Source organism: Streptomyces sp. NPDC037290 (assembly GCF_055603245.1).
Window position 1 is genome coordinate 37,305 of record NZ_JBVJVZ010000006.1, and the last position, 16,406, is coordinate 53,710.

The following is a 16,406-nucleotide window of genomic DNA, read 5'->3' on the forward strand; positions in this document are numbered from 1 at the left end:
CCCTACCGGCCGGTCATATCCCGGGCAGCCCCGTCTCGGCTTTCGGTCGCCCGGGCCATGAGGGCCAGCCCGCAGCAGCACAGCACACCCGCCGCACCGGCCCCCGCCACCGCCGTGCGCACCCCGGCCACCTGCGCCGCCACCCCGGCCAGCGCCATGCCGACGCCCTGGACGGTCATCAGCCCGGCGCTCAAAACGGTCATGGCCCGCCCGCGCAGCTCCTGCGGCACCGCGGCGACGAACCACTGGTCCAGGCCCAGGGTGTACGCCGACCCCGCCCCGGACAGCAGCAGGAGCAGCAGCGACGCGGTGAGCCCGGGGTGCAGGGCGTAGCCGAGGTAGGGCAGCAGGGTCAGGCAGACCAGCGGGAGCGCGATGCGCTCGCGGGCCCGCGGTGCGAGGCGGGCGCCGGCGAACAGCTCGCCGGCGACCGTGCCGACGGGCAGGGCGCACATCAGCAGTCCGAGACCGGCGGAGCCGCTGCCCAGCTCGTCGGCGTACGGCGCCGCCAGCGCCTCCGGTACGACCGAGAACGCCGCCGGCATCCAGAACAGGAGCAGCAGGACGCGCACCCGGCGGTCGGCGAACAGCCGGCGCGGTCCCGGCGGGGTGTCCGTGCTGGGCGGCGTGCGGGCGGGCCGGCGCCGGGTGCCGTAGCGCAGCAGGGTGGCGGAGGCGAGGAAGGTGGCGACGGTGATCAGCAGGGCATGGCGGGGGGTGACGGCGGTGAGCAGCAGACCGCCGAGGCCGTAGCCGACGAGCAGGGTGCTCTGGGCGACGATCCGCAGCAGGGAGCGGCCGAGCACGAACAGCTGGCCGTCGCCGAGGACGTCGGCGAGTGTGGCCATACGGGTGCCGGAGAACACCGGCGAGACGACGGCCAGGGCGCAGCGCAGGGCGAGGAGCAGGCCGGTGCCGGCGCCGGGGGCGGTCATCACGGCCACGCAGGCGGCGCACACCAGGTCGCACGCGACCAGTACGCGCCGGGCCGGGAAGCGGTCGGCGACGGGCGCGAGCACCGTGCCGCCGACGGCGTACGGCAGGAAGCCCAGGGCGAAGGTGAGCGCGCTGAGCAGGGGCGAGCGGGTCAGGTCGTAGACGAGCACGGACAGCGCGATCTCGCTGACGATCACGCCGAGCATGGACAGCACATGGGCGGCGAAGACGGCCCGGAACTCGGGCACGGCGAAGCAGCAGCCGTAGCCGGCGGGCGCCGGGGCGGCCTGCGAAGGTGCGGGCATGGCGGCAGCGTGCCCGGGACCGGGCGGGGAGCCGTAGAGTTTCGGCTCCAGCCGAATCTCCCCTCCGAGGTGACCCGTGCCCTCCCGACTGCACTTCGGCGACGACGACTTCCTGCGCTGCCGGTTCGCGATCTCGCCGCTGTGGGAGACGCACGAGGCGGTCCGCACCCTGAAACGGCCCGACCGGCACGCCTACCAGGCGCCCTGGCTGCGCCGGATCAGGGCGGCGGCGGCCGGCCTCGACCTGGCCCCGCTGTGGCTGCTGATGCCCCGGCGCGGCCACTCACCGGACTGGCTCGGGGCACCGCCGATCGGACCGGCGGCGACCTTCGAGGAGGAGATCGCCGCCGTACGGGCGTCCGACCCGCAGGCGGCACGCGAGGACACCGCCCGCTCGCTGGCCTGCACCCCGGGCGCACCGGAGTCGGCGCGGGGCCGGGCCTGGCTCGCGGACCCGGCACGGATGATCGAGGAGCTGGCGGACGCCGTGGAGGAGGCCTGGCGGGTGCTGGTCGCCCCGGACTGGCCCCGGCTGCGGGCCCTGCTGGAGGCGGACGTGGCCTTCCACTCGCAGCGGCTGGCCGAGGTGGGGCTCGGCACCCTGCTGCCGGAGCTGGACCGCCGCCTGTCCTGGGACGGCCGCACGCTGACGCTCGCGCTGCACACCGAGCACGCGCGCGACCTCGACGGCCAGGGTCTGGTGCTGATGCCGAGCGTGTTCTCGTGGCCGGACGTGGTCACCGGCTTCGAGGCGCCCTGGCAGCCGACGGTGGTCTATCCGGCGCGGGGTATCGCGGGGCTGTGGACGGAGCCCGGTGAACGGACGCCGGACGTGCTGGTACGACTGCTGGGCCGCAACCGCGCCGAGGTGCTGGCCGCACTGGAGGAGCCGGCCACCACCACGGCGCTGGCGCACCGGCTGCTCCTGGCACCGTCGTCGGTGTCCGCCCACCTGACGGTCCTGCGGGACGCGGGCCTGCTGACGTCGCGGCGCCACGGCCACCGGGTGCTGTACGAGCGAACGCCGCTGGGCATGGCGCTGGCGGCCGGCCGGCCGGGCTGAAGGGGCGCGGGGAACGCCGGACTACGCCAGGTACCGCTCGACCGTCTCCACCTTGGAGGTGAGTCCATCGGTCACGCCGGGGCGGATGTCGGCCTTGAGGACGACGGAGACCCGCGGCGCCCGCTCCTCCACGGCAGCCACCGCCCGCTTGACGACGTCCATGACCTCGTCCCACTCGCCCTCGACGGACGTGAACATCGCGTCGGTGCGGTTCGGCAGGCCCGACTCCCGGACCACGCGGACGGCGTCGGCGACGAGCTCGCCCACGTCCTCACCGACGCCGAGGGGCGTCACGGAGAAGGCGACGATCATGCGTTCACGACTCCTTCCTTGCGGGCGCGGGCCGCGATGACCTCGTCCTCGGCGGCGCGCTTGAGCTTGCGCTCCGCGAAGAAGCCACCGGTGGGCAGCACCGACAGGACAAAGTAGAGGAGCCCGGTCCTGAGCGGCCACTTGGTGCGGTTCCAGGCGTCCGCCCAGAAGATCACGTACAGGATGAACAGGACGCCGTGGACCGCGCCCATCACGGGGACAGCGTTGAAGTCGGTGGTGCGCTTCAGCACCGAGCAGACGAGCAGGATCAGGAAGGACACGGCCTCCGGGGCCGAGACCAGGCGGAGGCGGCGGAGGGCGGTGGCGGTCTTGATGTCCACGGGTCACCTTCGGTGGGAGAGACGTCCACGGTTTGTGAACGCAAGCACAAACGTCCGCCCATTGTGGCAAACCGTGGCCCTAGGGGTCCGCTCAGGGTCGGTGTCCACCCCCAGGCCCTGTTCGGTCCACCCGCGCCGCCGCTACTTTCACTGCGTGGCGATGTTCCGACTCCAAGGCAGCAAGGTGCTCGCCGTCGACATGACCGGGGACGCCGTGAAGGCGAAGAACGGCTCGATGGTCGCGTACGACGGACAGATGACCTTCAAGAAGCTGAGCGGCGGCGGCGAGGGGCTGCGCGGCATGGTGACGCGGCGGCTCACCGGCGAGCAGATGACGGTCATGGAGGTGAAGGGGCACGGCACGTGCTGGTTCGCGGACCGGGCCTCGGAGATCAACCTGGTCAGCCTCCAGGGCGACAAGCTCTACGTCGAGTCGAGCAACCTGCTGGCGACGGACGCGGGGCTGCGCACGGGCACGACGTTCACCGGGCTGCGCGGTGCCTCGCAGGGCAACGGGCTGTTCACGACGACCGTCGAGGGACACGGGCAGGCCGCGATCATGTCCGACGGGCCGGCGGTCGTGCTCCGGGTCGCCCCCCAGTACCCGCTGATCGTCGACCCTGGGGCCTACATCGCCCACCAGGGCAACGTCCGGCAGTCCTTCCAGTCCGGCGTGACGTTCCGCACCTTCCTCGGCGAGGGCGGCGGCGAGGCCTTCCAGATCCGCTTCGAGGGCGACGGCCTGGTGTACGTGCAGCCGAGTGAGCGGAACACGATCGCGGGGGATCTGTAGCCATGGCCTTCCGAGAGATCAACTCCAAGATGGTCGAGGCGACCGTGCTGCCCGGGCAGCGGCTGTTCAGCCAGCGCGGCGCGATGCTCGCCTACCGGGGGGACGTGTCCTTCACCCCGAACATCCAGGGCGGCCAGGGCGGGCTGATGTCGATGCTCGGGCGCCGGGTGACGGGCGAGGCGACCCCGCTGATGACGGTGGAGGGCAGCGGCACCGTCTTCTTCGGGCACGGCGGCCACCACGTCCATGTCATCGACCTCACCGGCGACACCCTCTACGTGGAGGCCGACCGCCTGCTCGCGTTCGAGGGCACGCTGCGGCAGGGGACGATGTTCATGGGCTCGCAGGGCGGGGTGATGGGCCTCGTCCGTGGCCAGGTCACCGGACAGGGACTGTTCACCACCACGCTCCAGGGCCAGGGCTCGGTCGCCGTGATGGCGCACGGCGGCGTCTTCGAGATCCCGGTCACCCCCCAGCGCCCGGTCCATGTAGACCCGCAGGCCTACGTCGCCCACCACGGCGAGGTCCGCAACAAGCTGTCCACGGCACTCGGCTGGCGCGAGATGGTGGGCCGCGGCTCCGGCGAGGCCTTCCAGCTGGAGCTGAGCGGCCACGGCACGGTCTACGTCCAGGCCTCGGAGGAGAAGCTGTGAGCACCTACGGAACTCCGGGCGCCGGACCTGCGGTGTACGACCCGATGACCCTGCCCGCCGACGACAACGTGAACGCCTACACCTTCTGCGTCGAGCTCAAGAGCGGCGAGTGGTTCCTGCAGAAGGGGAAGATGATCGCCTACTACGGGGCGATCGAGTTCAACGGCATCGGGCACGGTCGACTCGACCGACTTGTCCGTACCTCGTTCCATTCGCCACTGCACGCGAGCGACTGGGTCGTGGCGGCGGGCTCCGGCAAGATGCTGCTGGCCGACCGGGCCTTCGACGTCAACTCCTACGACCTGGACGACGGGAACTTGACCATTCGCGCGGGCAACCTGCTCGCTTTTCAGCCAAGTCTCGCGCTGAAGCAATCAATCGTGCCGGGTTTTCTGACCCTTATCGGAACCGGAAAGTTTGTGGCCGCATCTAACGGTCCGGTGGTGTTCATGGAACCTCCGATCCGGGTCGACCCGCAGGCGCTCGTCGGATGGGCCGACTGCCCGTCACCGTGCCATCACTACGACCACGGGTATCTGACGGGTGTACTGGGCGGTCTACGTGCGATGACGGGCCTCGGCGGGGTATCCGGGGAGGAGCACCAGTTCGAGTTCGCGGGTGCCGGGACAGTGCTGCTGCAGTCGACGGAGACCCTCATGGGCGAGGCGGCGACGGGGGTCGTCCCGTCCGAACCAGGGGTGCCAGGAGGTGGCGGAGCGGCACCGGTTGGACACGGTCCGCAACCGTCGGGTGCACCGCGCCTTCCCGGACAGCTGGGGGACCTCCAGCGTCGCTTCGGGCTGTGAGCGGTAGTCTGCGGAGTGTGACGTCGAACGCGTGCGCACTGTCACACCACCCGGATTAGTTCGCCATTCAACTTCTTAGGTAGACTTCATTCATGGAGACCGAGACGGCCACGCGCTGGCTGACCGATGCGGAGCAGTGCGCCTGGCGCACCCACCTGGAGGTCAACAGGCTGTTGACGTACCAGCTGGAGAAGGATCTGCAGCCGTTCGGCCTGACGATGAACGACTACGAGATCCTCGTCAATCTGTCCGAGTCGGACGACGTACGGATGCGGATGAGTGACCTCGCCTCCGCGACCCTGCAGTCCAAGAGCCGGCTGTCGCACCAGATCACGCGGATGGAGAACGCGAACCTGGTGCGCCGCGAGAACTGCGAGTCCGACCGGCGGGGGCTGTACGCCGTGCTGACCGAGCACGGCATGGAAACGATGAAGAAGGTGGCGCCGCACCATGTGGCGTCCGTACGGCGGCACTTCATCGACCTGCTGTCGCCGGAGGCGCTGATAGAGCTGGACAAGGCACTCAAGCCGATCGCGGAACACCTGCGCGGTCAGCGCGGACGTCCGTAGCCGCGGAGGCCGGGCACCCGGGGAGCCGACGGCGGATGGAGCGCGCACAGCAATCCACCCGCCGGCGCCTCGCCCGCGGGACCGCCGAGTGCGGGCCTGCCGGTGACGTCACACCAGGGGCGGGACGTTCCGCGCGTCCACCGCGAGCCGCCTCCCCCGCGCCGTCAGCAGCATCACCCCGCCGGTCGCCGTGAAGCACGGCCCCGGCGGCAGCCACCCGACCAGCACACCGGCGACGGGGACACAAACAGCCCGGCGGCCGCCATCGCCAGGGCGAGCGTGCCCACCCCCGGGCACCAGCCCGGCGGTGCACAGCATCAGCCCCAGCCCGGCTGCCTGCAGGGGAAGCCGGCCCTTGCGCCGGCCCGCCACGAGACGGCCCCGTTGAGCATCCCGCCGACGGCGCTTCCGGCGGACAGGACGGCGAGCACCCGGCCCGCGCTGCCACCGTGGCCCTGCCCCTCGGCGGAGGCGATCACCAGCAGCTACCGGCCGCCCCGGCCCGCGCCCTCCCGCCCGGCCGGGTGCTCTAGGCCATGAAGAGGAACACGCCGGTCGACCCAGCAGCGGGGCTCAGCCCTCGGTGAGGCCCGCGACCAGTTCGTCCGCCGCGCGGTACGGGTCCAGTTCGCCCGCGACGATGCGCTCGGCGAGCGCGCTGAGCCGGCGGTCGCCGTGCAGGTCGCCGATGCGTTCGCGCAGGGCCGTCACCGCGATGGTCTCCACCTCCCGGGCCGCGCGGGACGTGCGGCGCTCCGCGAGGACACCGCGCTCCTCCATCCACGCGCGGTGCTTCTCCAGGGCCTCCACGACCTCGTCGACGCCCTCGGCACGGGCCGCGACCGTCTTCACGATCGGCGGGCGCCAGTCGCCGGGGCCGCGGGACTCCCCGAGGCCCAGCATGTGGTTCAGCTCGCGGGCGGTGGCGTCGGCGCCGTCCCGGTCCGCCTTGTTGACGACGTACACGTCGCCGATCTCCAGGATGCCCGCCTTCGCCGCCTGGATGCCGTCGCCCATGCCGGGGGCCAGGAGGACGACGGAGGTGTCCGCCTGGGAGGCGATCTCCACCTCCGACTGGCCCACGCCGACCGTCTCGACCAGGATCACGTCGCAGCCGGCCGCGTCCAGCACCCGGATCGCCTGCGGGGCCGCCCAGGCCAGGCCGCCCAGATGGCCCCGGGTGGCCATGGAGCGGATGTAGACGCCGGGGTCCGACGCGTGGTCCGACATGCGGACCCGGTCGCCGAGCAGGGCGCCGCCGGAGAACGGCGAGGACGGGTCGACGGCCAGGACGCCGACCCGCTTGCCCTGTTTGCGGTACGCCGTGACGAGCGCGGAGGTCGAGGTCGACTTGCCCACGCCCGGCGAGCCCGTCAGGCCCACCACATAGGCGTTGCCGGTCAGCGGGGCCAGCGCCGCCATGACCTCCCTGAGCTGCGGGGACGCCCCCTCCACCAGGGAGATCAGCCGGGCCACGGCCCGCGGCCGGCCTTCCCTGGCCTGGGCCACCAGAGAGGAGACGTCCTGCATCAAACAGCTCCGTTCACTTCAGCGACGTACCGGTCAGCGACATACCGTCAGCGACGTACGGGGAACTCAGGCCTTCGGTACCCGCACGATGAGCGCGTCACCCTGGCCGCCGCCACCGCACAGCGCGGCCGCGCCGACCCCGCCGCCACGGCGCTTGAGCTCGAGCGCCAGGTGGAGCACGAGCCGGGCGCCGGACATGCCGATCGGGTGGCCCAGGGCGATCGCACCACCGTTCACGTTCACCTTTTCGGTGGACACGCCGAGGTCCTTCATGGACTGCACGGCGACGGCGGCGAAGGCCTCGTTGATCTCGATGAGGTCGAGGTCGGAGACCTCCAGGCCCTCCTTCTTCAGGGCGTGCTGGATGGCGTTGGACGGCTGGGACTGCAGGGAGTTGTCCGGCCCCGCCACGTTGCCGTGGGCACCGATCTCGGCGAGCCAGTGCAGGCCCAGCTCCTCGGCCTTGGCCTTGCTCATCACGACCACGGCGGCCGCGCCGTCGGAGATCTGCGAGGAGGTGCCCGCGGTGATCGTGCCCTCGCGGGAGAAGGCCGGGCGCAGCTTCGCCAGCGACTCGGCCGTGGTGTCGCCGCGGATGCCCTCGTCCTTGCTGAACAGCACCGGGTCGCCCTTGCGCTGCGGGATCTCCACCGGGGTGATCTCGGCCTCGAACAGGCCGTTCTTCTGCGCGGCGGCGGCCCGCTGGTGGGACAGCGCGGCGATCTCGTCCTGCTCGGGGCGCTGGATGCCGAGGCGGGTGTTGTGCTTCTCCGTGGACTCGCCCATGGCGATGCCCTCGAAGGAGTCGGTCAGACCGTCGTAGGCCATCGCGTCGAGCATCTCGACCGCGCCGTACTTGAAGCCCTCGCGGGACTTCGGCAGCAGGTGCGGGGCGTTGGTCATGGACTCCTGGCCGCCTGCCACGACGATGTCGAACTCGCCGGCGCGGATCAGCTGGTCGGCGAGCGCGATCGCGTCCAGGCCGGACAGACACACCTTGTTGATGGTGAGCGCCGGGACGTTCATCGGGATGCCGGCCTTCACGGCCGCCTGGCGGGCCGGGATCTGGCCGGCGCCGGCCTGGAGCACCTGGCCCATGATCACGTACTGCACCTGGTCGCCGCCGATCCCCGCACGGTCGAGGGCGGCCTTGATCGCGAAGCCGCCCAGGTCGGCCCCGGAGAAGGACTTGAGGGAGCCCAGAAGTCGTCCCATGGGCGTGCGCGCGCCCGCGACGATCACCGAGCTGGTCGTTCCAGAAGGCATGAGCTGCGATCCCCTTACCGGCCTGCACAGCCGAGGAGTGAACGAGGGTTTACTTCGAATGTACTGAGCGGTAGAGCATGGCGTCATCGGCCTTACGGTGTGATCGCGCGCACGTTGCGTAACCAGCCCGGGAGCGCTGCACTGAATCCATGCTGACGCGAATCGACCACATCGGGATCGCCTGCCACGACCTCGACGCGACCGTCGAGTTCTACCGGGCCACGTACGGCTTCGAGGTGTTCCACACCGAGGTCAACGAGGAACAGGGCGTGCGCGAGGCCATGCTCAGGATCAACGGGACCTCGGACGGCGGCGCCTCCTACCTCCAGCTGCTGGAGCCGACCCGCGAGGACTCCACGGTGGCGAAGTGGCTCGCGAAGAACGGGGAGGGCGTGCACCACATCGCCTTCGGCACGGCGGACGTGGACGCCGACTCCGAGGCGATCCGGGACAAGGGCGTACGCGTGCTGTACGACGAGCCCCGGCTCGGCTCCATGGGCTCGCGGATCACCTTCCTGCACCCCAAGGACTGCCACGGGGTACTCACGGAACTGGTCACTTCGGCCCCTGTTGAGTCGCCCGAGCACTGACCCCCGTACATAAGGGCCGGTAGGGTTGGGGGCGGTCGTCCTTTCAACCGGGACGACCGCATGCCGGGGTCCGGGTTTCGGGGGACGAGCGTCGGGGCAGCAGCCCGTGCTCCGCCGTTGATCTGACACCATTCCCCGGGGGCCCCGTTCGGCGGAGGACGAGGCTCGTTGGAGAAGCTGACCAGGGGACGGATGGGACCGCGCAGTGCGGGGCTACGAGAGCCAGGAGCGAGAGCCGGCGGCTGACGTCGACCACCTCTCTCGGTTCGAGGCCGAGATGAAACGGCTGAGGACCGAGCGGGAGAAGGCGATCCAGCACGCCGAGGACCTCGGCTACCAGGTCGAGGTGCTGCGCGCCAAGCTGCACGAGGCGCGCCGCACCCTGATGACCCGGCCCGCCTTCGACGGCGGTGACATCGGCTATCAGGCCGAACAGTTGCTCCGCAATGCCCAGATGCAGGCCGACCAGCTGCGTCAGGACGCCGAGCGGGAGCTGAGCCAGGCCCGCGCGCAGACCCAGCGCATCCTGCAGGAGCACGCCGAGCAGGCCACCCGGCTCCAGGCGGAGCTGCACCAGGAGGCGGTGACCCGGCGCCAGCAGCTCGACCAGGAGCTGGCCGAGCGCCGCGCCACCGTCGAGTCGCACGTCAACGAGAACGTGGCCTGGGCGGAGCAGCTGCGCGCCCGCACCGAACAGCAGGCCCGCCGGCTCCTGGAGGAGTCCCGCGCCGAGGCCGAGCAGGCGATGGCCACCGCCCGCGCGGAGGCCGAGCGGCTGACCCGGGAGGCCCGGGAGCGGCTGCAGAGCGACGCCGAGGCGGCCCGCGCGGAGGCCGAGCAGCTGCTGCGCCGCGCCCGCACGGACGCCGAGCGCCTGCTGAACGCCGCCTCCACGCAGGCGCAGGAGGCCACCGACCACGCCGAGCAGCTGCGCACCACCACCGTCACCGAGTCGGACGCCGCGCGCCGGCAGGCCGCCGAGCTGACCCGGGCCGCCGAGGAGCGGATGACGGCGGCCGAGGAGGCGCTGCGCAAGGCGCAGGCCGAGGCCGAGAAGCTGCAGACGGAGGCCAAGGAGGCCGCCGCCAAGGCCCTCGCGAGCGCGGAGGCCGCGGGCGAGGCGCGGACGCGTACCGCGAAGGAGCAGGTCGCCCGGCTGGTCGAGGAGGCCACCAAGGAGGCCGAGCAGACGAAGTCCGAGGCCGAGCAACTGGTCGCGGACGCCCGTGCCGAGGCGGAGAAGGTCCTCGCGGAGGCGTCCGAGAAGGCCCGGGCGATCACCGCCGAGGAGAGCGCGAGCCAGCTGTCGAAGGCCGCCAGGACCGCCGAGGACGTGCTCAACAAGGCATCCGAGGAGGCCAAGCGGACCACCAGGGCCGCCGCCGAGGAGGCCGAGCGCATCCGCACGGAGGCCGAGGCCGAGGCGGACCGGCTGCGCGCCGAGGCGCACGACATCGCCGCACAGCTCAAGGGCGCGGCGAAGGACGACACCAAGGAGTACCGCGCCAAGACGGTCGAGCTGCAGGAGGAGGCCCGCCGGCTGCGCGGCGAGGCCGAGCAGCTGCGCGCCGACGCGGTGGCCGAGGGCGAGTCGATCCGCGCGGAGGCCCGCCGGGAGGCGGTCGCGCAGATCGAGGAGGCGGCCAGGTCCGCCGAGGAGCTGCTGGCCAAGGCCAAGGCGGACGCCGACGAGCTGCGGCAGACCGCGACCACCGACAGCGAGAAGGTCCGCACCGAGGCCATCGAGCGGGCCACCAGCCTGCGCCGGCAGGCCGACGAGACCCTGGACCGCGCCCGCAAGGAGGCCGAGCGGCTGCGCGCCGAGGCCGACGAGCAGGCCGAGACGGTCAGGACGGACGCCGAGACCGCCGCGCGCGAGCTGCGCGAGGAGACCGAGCGGATCATCGAGGCCCGCCACGCCGAGGCCGCCGAGGAGCTGACGCGGCTGCAGAGCGAGGCGCAGGAGCGGCTCGCGTCGGCCGAGCAGGCGCTCACGGACGCCCGTGAGGAGGCCACCCGGATCCGCCGCGAGGCCGCCGAGGAGTCCGAGCGCCTGCGCGCGGAGGCGGCGGAACGGATCCGCACCCTCCAGCAGCAGGCCGAGGCCGAGGCCGACCGGCTGCGCACCGAGGCCGCGTCCGACGCGTCCGCCTCCCGCGCCGAGGGCGAGGCCGTCGCGGTACGGCTGCGCTCCGAGGCCGCCGCCGAGGCCGAGCGGCTGAAGGTGGAGGCCCAGGACACCGCGGACCGGGTGCGTGCGGAGGCCAAGGCCGCCGCCGAGCGGCTCGGCACGGAGGCGTCCGAGACGCTCGCCGCCGCCCAGGAGGAGGCCGCCCGGCGCCGCCGCGAGGCCGAGGAACTCCTCGGTGCCGCCCGCGACGAGGCGGACCAGGAGCGGCTGCGGGCCCGCGAGCAGAGCGAGGAACTGCTGGCTTCCGCCCGCAAGCGGGTCGAGGAGGCGCAGGCCGAGGCGACCCGGCTGGTGGAGGAGGCCGACCGGCGCGCCACCGAGATGGTCTCCGCCGCCGAGCTGCACGCCCAGCAGGTACGGGACTCCGTCGCCGGGCTGCACGAGCAGGCGCAGGAGGAGATCACCGGGCTGCGCTCGGCCGCCGAGCACGCGGCGGACCGTACGAAGCGGGAGGCCGAGGAGGAGGCGGACCGGCTCCGCGCCGACGCCTACGCCGAGCGGGAGCGGGCGAGCGAGGACGCGAGCCGTGTCCGCCGTGCGGCGAACGAGGAGTCGGAGGCCGCCAGGGCGCTGGCCGAGCGCACGGTCGCGGAGGCGATGGCCGAGGCCGAGCGGCTGCGCTCCGACGCGTCCGACTACGCCCAGCGGGTGCGTACCGAGGCCTCCGACGCGCTCGCCGAGGCCGACCAGGCGTCGGCCCGTACCCGGGCGGACGCCCGTGAGGACGCCAACCGGATCCGCTCGGACGCGGCGACGCAGGCGGACACCCTCATCACCGAGGCGCGCAACGAGGCCGAGCGGCTGACGACCGAGACGGTCGCGGAGGCCGACCGGGTGCGCGCGGAGGCGCTGACCGAGGCCGAGCGGCTGCAGACGGACACCGCGGCCGAGGCCGAGCGGGTGCGCACCGGGGCCCTGGCCGAGGCGGACCGGGTGCGCGCGGAAGCCCTCGCGAAGGCCGAGCAGCTCGTCGGGGAGGCCACCGACGACGCCGAACGGCTGCGCGCCGAGGCCGCCGAGACCGTGGGGTCCGCGCAGGCGCACGCCGAGCGGGTGCGGGCGGAGGCCGAGCGGCTCAGGGCGGACGCGGAGGCGGAGGCCGAGCGGCTCGTCACCTCCGCGCGCGAGGAGGCCGAGCGGACCCTGGACGAGGCCCGCAAGGACGCCAACAAGCGGCGCTCGGAGGCGGCCGAGCAGGTCGACACGCTCATCACCGAGACCACGGCCGAGGCGGACAAGCTGCTCGCCGAGGCGCAGCAGCAGGCGCTGAAGACCACCGCGGACGCGGAGTCGCAGGCCGACACGATGGTCGGCGCGGCGCGCACCGAGGCCGAGCGGATCGTCTCCGAGGCGACCGTCGAGGGCAACACCCGGGTGGAGAAGGCCCGTACGGACGCCGACGAGCTGCTGGTCGGTGCCCGCCGGGACGCCACCGCGATCCGGGAGCGCGCGGAGGAGCTGCGCGAGCGGATCACCACCGAGATCGAGGAGCTGCACGAGCGGGCGCGGCGCGAGGCCGCCGAGACGATGAAGTCCACCGGCGACCGCTGCGACGCGCTCATCCAGGCCGCCGAGGAGCAGCTGGCCAAGGCGGAGGCGAAGGCCAAGGAGCTGGTGTCGGAGGCCAGCTCCGAGGCGGGCAAGGTGCGCATCGCCGCCGTCAAGAAGGCGGAGGGGCTGCTGAAGGAGGCCGAGCAGAAGAAGGCCAGCCTGGTCAAGGAGGCCGAGGAGCTGAAGGCCGAGGCGATCCGCGAGGCCCGGCGCACGGTCGAGGAGGGCAAGCGCGAGCTGGAGATCCTGGTGCGCCGCCGCGAGGACATCAACGCGGAGATCTCCCGGGTCCAGGACGTCCTGGAGGCGCTGGAGTCCTTCGAGGCTCCCGGGGGTGCCAAGGACGGCGGAGTCAAGGCCGGTGCGACGATCGGTGCCCCCCGATCGGGTGGCAAAACCTCAGACAGCTAGCGCTGGGGGTGGGTTCCGGTGTCTTCTGGTGGCTTTGCCCGACTCGTAGGCAAGGCCTGTGACGGTCAGCCACTCAAAAGAGGTGCCATTCTCCAGATCAAAACCGTATCCGCTCGATGACACACCGCTTCGGCCCCTAGGATTCCCCTTATCACCTCACCGGTCTCATTGACAGGAACCCCATGAGCGACACTTCCCCCTACGGCTTCGAGCTTGTGCGGCGTGGGTACGACCGCGCTCAGGTGGACGAACGTATCTCCAAGCTCGTCTCCGACCGTGACAGCGCTCTCTCCCGCATCACCGCCCTGGAGAAGCGCATCGAGGAGCTGCACCTCGAAACGCAGAACGCACAGGCGCAGGTCACCGACGCCGAGCCGTCGTACGCGGGTCTCGGCGCGCGGGTCGAGAAGATCCTGCGGCTGGCCGAGGAAGAGGCCAAGGAACTGCGTGAGGAGGCCCGGCGGGCGGCCGAACAGCACCGCGACCTCGCCGAGTCGGCGGCCCAGCAGGTCCGCAACGACGCCGAGTCCTACGCCGCGGAGCGCAAGGCCAAGGCCGAGGACGAGGGCGTCCGGATCGTCGAGAAGGCCAAGGCCGACGCGTCCCAGCTGCGTGCCGAGGCGCAGAAGGACGCGCAGTCCAAGCGCGAGGAGGCGGACGCCCTCTTCGAGGAGACCCGCGCCAAGGCCGCACAGGCCGCCGCCGACTTCGAGACGAACCTCGCCAAGCGGCGCGAGCAGTCCGAGCGCGACCTGGCCTCGCGTCAGCAGAAGGCCGAGAAGCGCCTGGCGGAGATCGAGCACCGCGCCGAGCAGCTGCGCCTGGAGGCGGAGAAGCTGCGCACGGACGCCGAGCGCCGCGCCCGCCAGACGGTGGAGACGGCCCAGCGCCAGGCCGAGGACATCGTGGCCGACGCCAACGCCAAGGCCGACCGCATCCGTTCGGAATCCGAGCGCGAGCTGGCGGCGCTCACCAACCGCCGCGACAGCATCAACGCCCAGCTGACGAACGTCCGCGAGATGCTCGCGACGCTCACGGGTGCCGCGGTGGCCGCGGCCGGCTCGCCGGCCGAGGACGAGCCGATCTCGCGTGGCGTTCCCGCGCAGCAGTCCCGGTAAGCGGTCGTAGCCGAGCGACAGCACGGCACAGGGCCCGCATTCCCTTCGGGGAGTGCGGGCCCTTGCCGTCGCCGTCCTGCTGGTCCCCGCCCGCCGGCCGGCCCCGGTTCAAGTGGCAGCCCCCGAACCCCGGTCTTAGCGTGGCCGCATGATCGAGCTGGCGGGACTGACCAAGCGGTACGGCGAGAAGGTCGCGGTCGACAACCTCACCTTCGCGGTCAGACCCGGCATCGTGACCGGGTTCCTCGGGCCCAACGGCGCCGGGAAGTCCACGACCATGCGGATGATCCTCGGACTCGATCACCCCACCGCCGGCGATGTCCGTATCGACGGCAGGCACTACCAGCAGCTGAAGGACCCGCTGACGTACATCGGCGCGCTGCTGGACGCGAAGGCCACGCACGGCGGGCGCAGCGCCTACCACCATCTGCTGTTCCTCGCGCAGAGCAACGGGATCCCGCGGCGCCGGGTGGCTGAGGTGCTGGACACGGTCGGCCTCACCGCCGTGGCGCGGGGGAAGGCCAAGGGGTTCTCGCTCGGCATGGGCCAACGGCTGGGGATCGCCGCGGCGCTGCTCGGCGACCCGCGGATCCTGATGTTCGACGAACCGGTCAACGGGCTGGACCCGGAGGGCATCCACTGGATCCGGAACCTGATGAAATCGCTGGCCGCGCAGGGCCGGACGGTGTTCGTGTCGAGCCATCTGATGAGCGAGATGGCACTGACCGCCGACCACCTCGTGGTCATCGGGCGGGGACGGCTGCTCGCGGACACCTCCATGGCCGACTTCATCGGGCAGAACTCCCGGTCGTACGTGCGGATCCGCTCGCCGCAGCGCGAGCGGCTGCTCGACGTGCTGCACGCGGACGGGATCACGGTCGTGGAGGCGGGCATGGGCGCGCTGGAGGTCGAGGGCGACAAGGCCGAACGGATCGGTGAGCTGGCGGCGCGGCACGGGGTCGTACTGCACGAGCTGAGCACCGGGCGGGCCTCACTGGAGGAGGCGTTCATGCAGCTGACGGCTCAGGCCGTGGAGTACCACGCGCACGCGGGCCCGGAGGCCGTCCCGCGGGCCTGGGGCGCCGGCTGGAAAGGGGTGGAGGGATGACGGCCGTCCAGGTGATCCGCTCCGAGTGGACCAAGATCCGGTCGGTGGCGTCCACGGTGTGGACGCTGTCGCTGGCCGCGGTGGTCACCATCGCCGTCGGGACGCTCCTGTCCGGGCTGACGCGGCGCCAGCTCGACTCGATGCCGACGCGGGAACGGCTGTCGTTCGATCCGACCTTCGTGTCCTTCGCCGGCATGACACTCGGCCAGCTCGCCATGATCGTGTTCGGCGTGCTGGTCGTCTCGAACGAGTACAGCACCGGCATGATCCGGGCCTCGCTGGCCGCCGTACCGCGGCGTGCCACCTTCCTGTCCGGCAAGATCGCGGTGGCCGCCGCGCTCGCGCTGGTCGTCGGGATGGCCACGAGCTTCGCGGCGTTCCTCCTCGGCCAGACCGTGCTCGGCTCCCACGGGGCGCGGCTGGGCGACCCCGGGGTGCTGCGCGCGGTGCTCGGCGGCGGGCTGTACATGACGCTGATCGCGATGTTCTCCATGGGCGTCGCCGTGATGCTGCGCTCGCCGATGCTGTCGCTCGGGATCCTGATGCCGTTCTTCTTCCTGGTCTCCAACATCCTCGGCAACGTGGACGCCACGAAGAAGATCGGCCGGTTCCTGCCGGACCAGGCGGGCAGCCGGATCCTGCAGGTGGTGCCGAGGGCCGCCGACGACGCCCCGTACGGGCCCCGGGGCGGGCTCGGGATCATGGCGCTGTGGGTGATCGCCGCGCTCGTCGGCGGCTATGTCCTCCTGGAGCGCAGGGACGCTCAGTAGAGGCGATCAGCACGCACCGTAGTGCTCTGGCTTTGCTTTCTTTTGGGCGGAACCGTCAGCGGCTCGATATCCTCCTAACCCTTACGGGGGCGT

The 16,406-nt window shown here is 72.1% G+C and carries 16 protein-coding genes; 10 read left to right on the forward strand and 6 right to left on the reverse strand.

Annotated elements, in window-relative coordinates; all coding sequences use genetic code 11:
- Positions 1 to 2: 2 nt before the first annotated feature.
- Positions 3 to 1,241: an MFS transporter gene (locus ACZ7HQ_RS21965; protein ID WP_470992395.1), complete on the reverse strand. Its 1,239-nt coding sequence runs from the start codon at positions 1,239 to 1,241 to the stop codon at positions 3 to 5.
- 76 nt (positions 1,242 to 1,317) lie between these two features.
- Between ACZ7HQ_RS21965 and ACZ7HQ_RS21970 the strand changes: the two genes are divergently transcribed.
- A complete protein-coding gene (locus ACZ7HQ_RS21970) occupies positions 1,318 to 2,304 on the forward strand; it encodes an ArsR/SmtB family transcription factor (protein ID WP_470992398.1) in 987 nt (328 codons plus the stop codon).
- Positions 2,305 to 2,325: 21 nt separating this feature from the next.
- Here ACZ7HQ_RS21970 and ACZ7HQ_RS21975 read toward each other — a convergent pair whose 3' ends face one another.
- Entirely contained in the window at positions 2,326 to 2,616 is a 291-nt protein-coding gene (locus ACZ7HQ_RS21975; RefSeq protein WP_470992401.1) for an MTH1187 family thiamine-binding protein, read from the reverse strand.
- On the reverse strand, positions 2,613 to 2,957 hold the full coding sequence (locus tag ACZ7HQ_RS21980; protein WP_470992404.1) for a DUF3817 domain-containing protein: 345 nt from the start codon (positions 2,955 to 2,957) through the stop codon (positions 2,613 to 2,615). Before ACZ7HQ_RS21980 ends, ACZ7HQ_RS21975 begins: the two co-directional genes overlap by 4 nt.
- A gap of 160 nt (positions 2,958 to 3,117) precedes the next feature.
- Here ACZ7HQ_RS21980 and ACZ7HQ_RS21985 point away from each other — a divergent pair, with 160 nt between their 5' ends.
- From ACZ7HQ_RS21985 to ACZ7HQ_RS22000, 4 genes are all read left to right on the forward strand, one after another.
- Positions 3,118 to 3,750 carry an AIM24 family protein gene (locus tag ACZ7HQ_RS21985; protein ID WP_470992407.1) on the forward strand — a complete coding sequence of 211 codons (633 nt, stop codon included), beginning with the start codon at positions 3,118 to 3,120 and terminating at the stop codon, positions 3,748 to 3,750.
- A gap of 2 nt (positions 3,751 to 3,752) precedes the next feature.
- Positions 3,753 to 4,403 (forward strand): AIM24 family protein, encoded by a 651-nt coding sequence (locus ACZ7HQ_RS21990; protein WP_470992410.1) that lies wholly within the window; start codon positions 3,753 to 3,755, stop codon positions 4,401 to 4,403.
- Positions 4,400 to 5,209, forward strand: a complete 810-nt coding sequence (locus ACZ7HQ_RS21995; protein WP_470992413.1) for an AIM24 family protein — start codon at positions 4,400 to 4,402, stop codon at positions 5,207 to 5,209. Before ACZ7HQ_RS21990 ends, ACZ7HQ_RS21995 begins: the two co-directional genes overlap by 4 nt.
- Positions 5,210 to 5,301: 92 nt before the next feature.
- Positions 5,302 to 5,778: a MarR family winged helix-turn-helix transcriptional regulator gene (locus ACZ7HQ_RS22000; RefSeq protein WP_031171854.1), complete on the forward strand. Its 477-nt coding sequence runs from the start codon at positions 5,302 to 5,304 to the stop codon at positions 5,776 to 5,778.
- Positions 5,779 to 6,095: 317 nt separating this feature from the next.
- Here ACZ7HQ_RS22000 and ACZ7HQ_RS22005 read toward each other — a convergent pair whose 3' ends face one another.
- The 3 genes from ACZ7HQ_RS22005 to ACZ7HQ_RS22015 all read right to left on the reverse strand — a co-directional run bounded on the left by ACZ7HQ_RS22005 (position 6,096) and on the right by ACZ7HQ_RS22015 (position 8,574).
- Complete coding sequence (locus ACZ7HQ_RS22005) at positions 6,096 to 6,257, reverse strand: hypothetical protein (protein WP_470992416.1); 162 nt, start codon at positions 6,255 to 6,257, stop codon at positions 6,096 to 6,098.
- A 94-nt stretch (positions 6,258 to 6,351) separates the two neighbouring features.
- On the reverse strand, positions 6,352 to 7,308 hold the full coding sequence (gene meaB / locus ACZ7HQ_RS22010) for a methylmalonyl Co-A mutase-associated GTPase MeaB (protein WP_470992419.1): 957 nt from the start codon (positions 7,306 to 7,308) through the stop codon (positions 6,352 to 6,354).
- A gap of 66 nt (positions 7,309 to 7,374) precedes the next feature.
- Entirely contained in the window at positions 7,375 to 8,574 is a 1,200-nt protein-coding gene (locus ACZ7HQ_RS22015; protein WP_470992422.1) for an acetyl-CoA C-acetyltransferase, read from the reverse strand.
- A 149-nt stretch (positions 8,575 to 8,723) separates the two neighbouring features.
- Here ACZ7HQ_RS22015 and mce point away from each other — a divergent pair, with 149 nt between their 5' ends.
- From mce to ACZ7HQ_RS22040, 5 genes are all read left to right on the forward strand, one after another.
- Positions 8,724 to 9,164, forward strand: a complete 441-nt coding sequence (mce, locus tag ACZ7HQ_RS22020; RefSeq protein ID WP_470992425.1) for a methylmalonyl-CoA epimerase — start codon at positions 8,724 to 8,726, stop codon at positions 9,162 to 9,164.
- A gap of 205 nt (positions 9,165 to 9,369) precedes the next feature.
- Positions 9,370 to 13,317: a polarized growth protein Scy gene (gene scy / locus ACZ7HQ_RS22025; protein WP_470992427.1), complete on the forward strand. Its 3,948-nt coding sequence runs from the start codon at positions 9,370 to 9,372 to the stop codon at positions 13,315 to 13,317.
- 182 nt (positions 13,318 to 13,499) lie between these two features.
- The gene (locus ACZ7HQ_RS22030) at positions 13,500 to 14,435 is read left to right on the forward strand and encodes a cellulose-binding protein (protein WP_470992430.1); all 936 of its coding nucleotides are present in this window, start codon (positions 13,500 to 13,502) and stop codon (positions 14,433 to 14,435) included.
- A 148-nt stretch (positions 14,436 to 14,583) separates the two neighbouring features.
- Positions 14,584 to 15,543 (forward strand): ATP-binding cassette domain-containing protein, encoded by a 960-nt coding sequence (locus tag ACZ7HQ_RS22035; RefSeq protein ID WP_470992432.1) that lies wholly within the window; start codon positions 14,584 to 14,586, stop codon positions 15,541 to 15,543.
- Complete coding sequence (locus tag ACZ7HQ_RS22040; RefSeq protein WP_470992435.1) at positions 15,540 to 16,313, forward strand: ABC transporter permease; 774 nt, start codon at positions 15,540 to 15,542, stop codon at positions 16,311 to 16,313. Before ACZ7HQ_RS22035 ends, ACZ7HQ_RS22040 begins: the two co-directional genes overlap by 4 nt.
- Positions 16,314 to 16,406 lie beyond the last annotated feature (93 nt).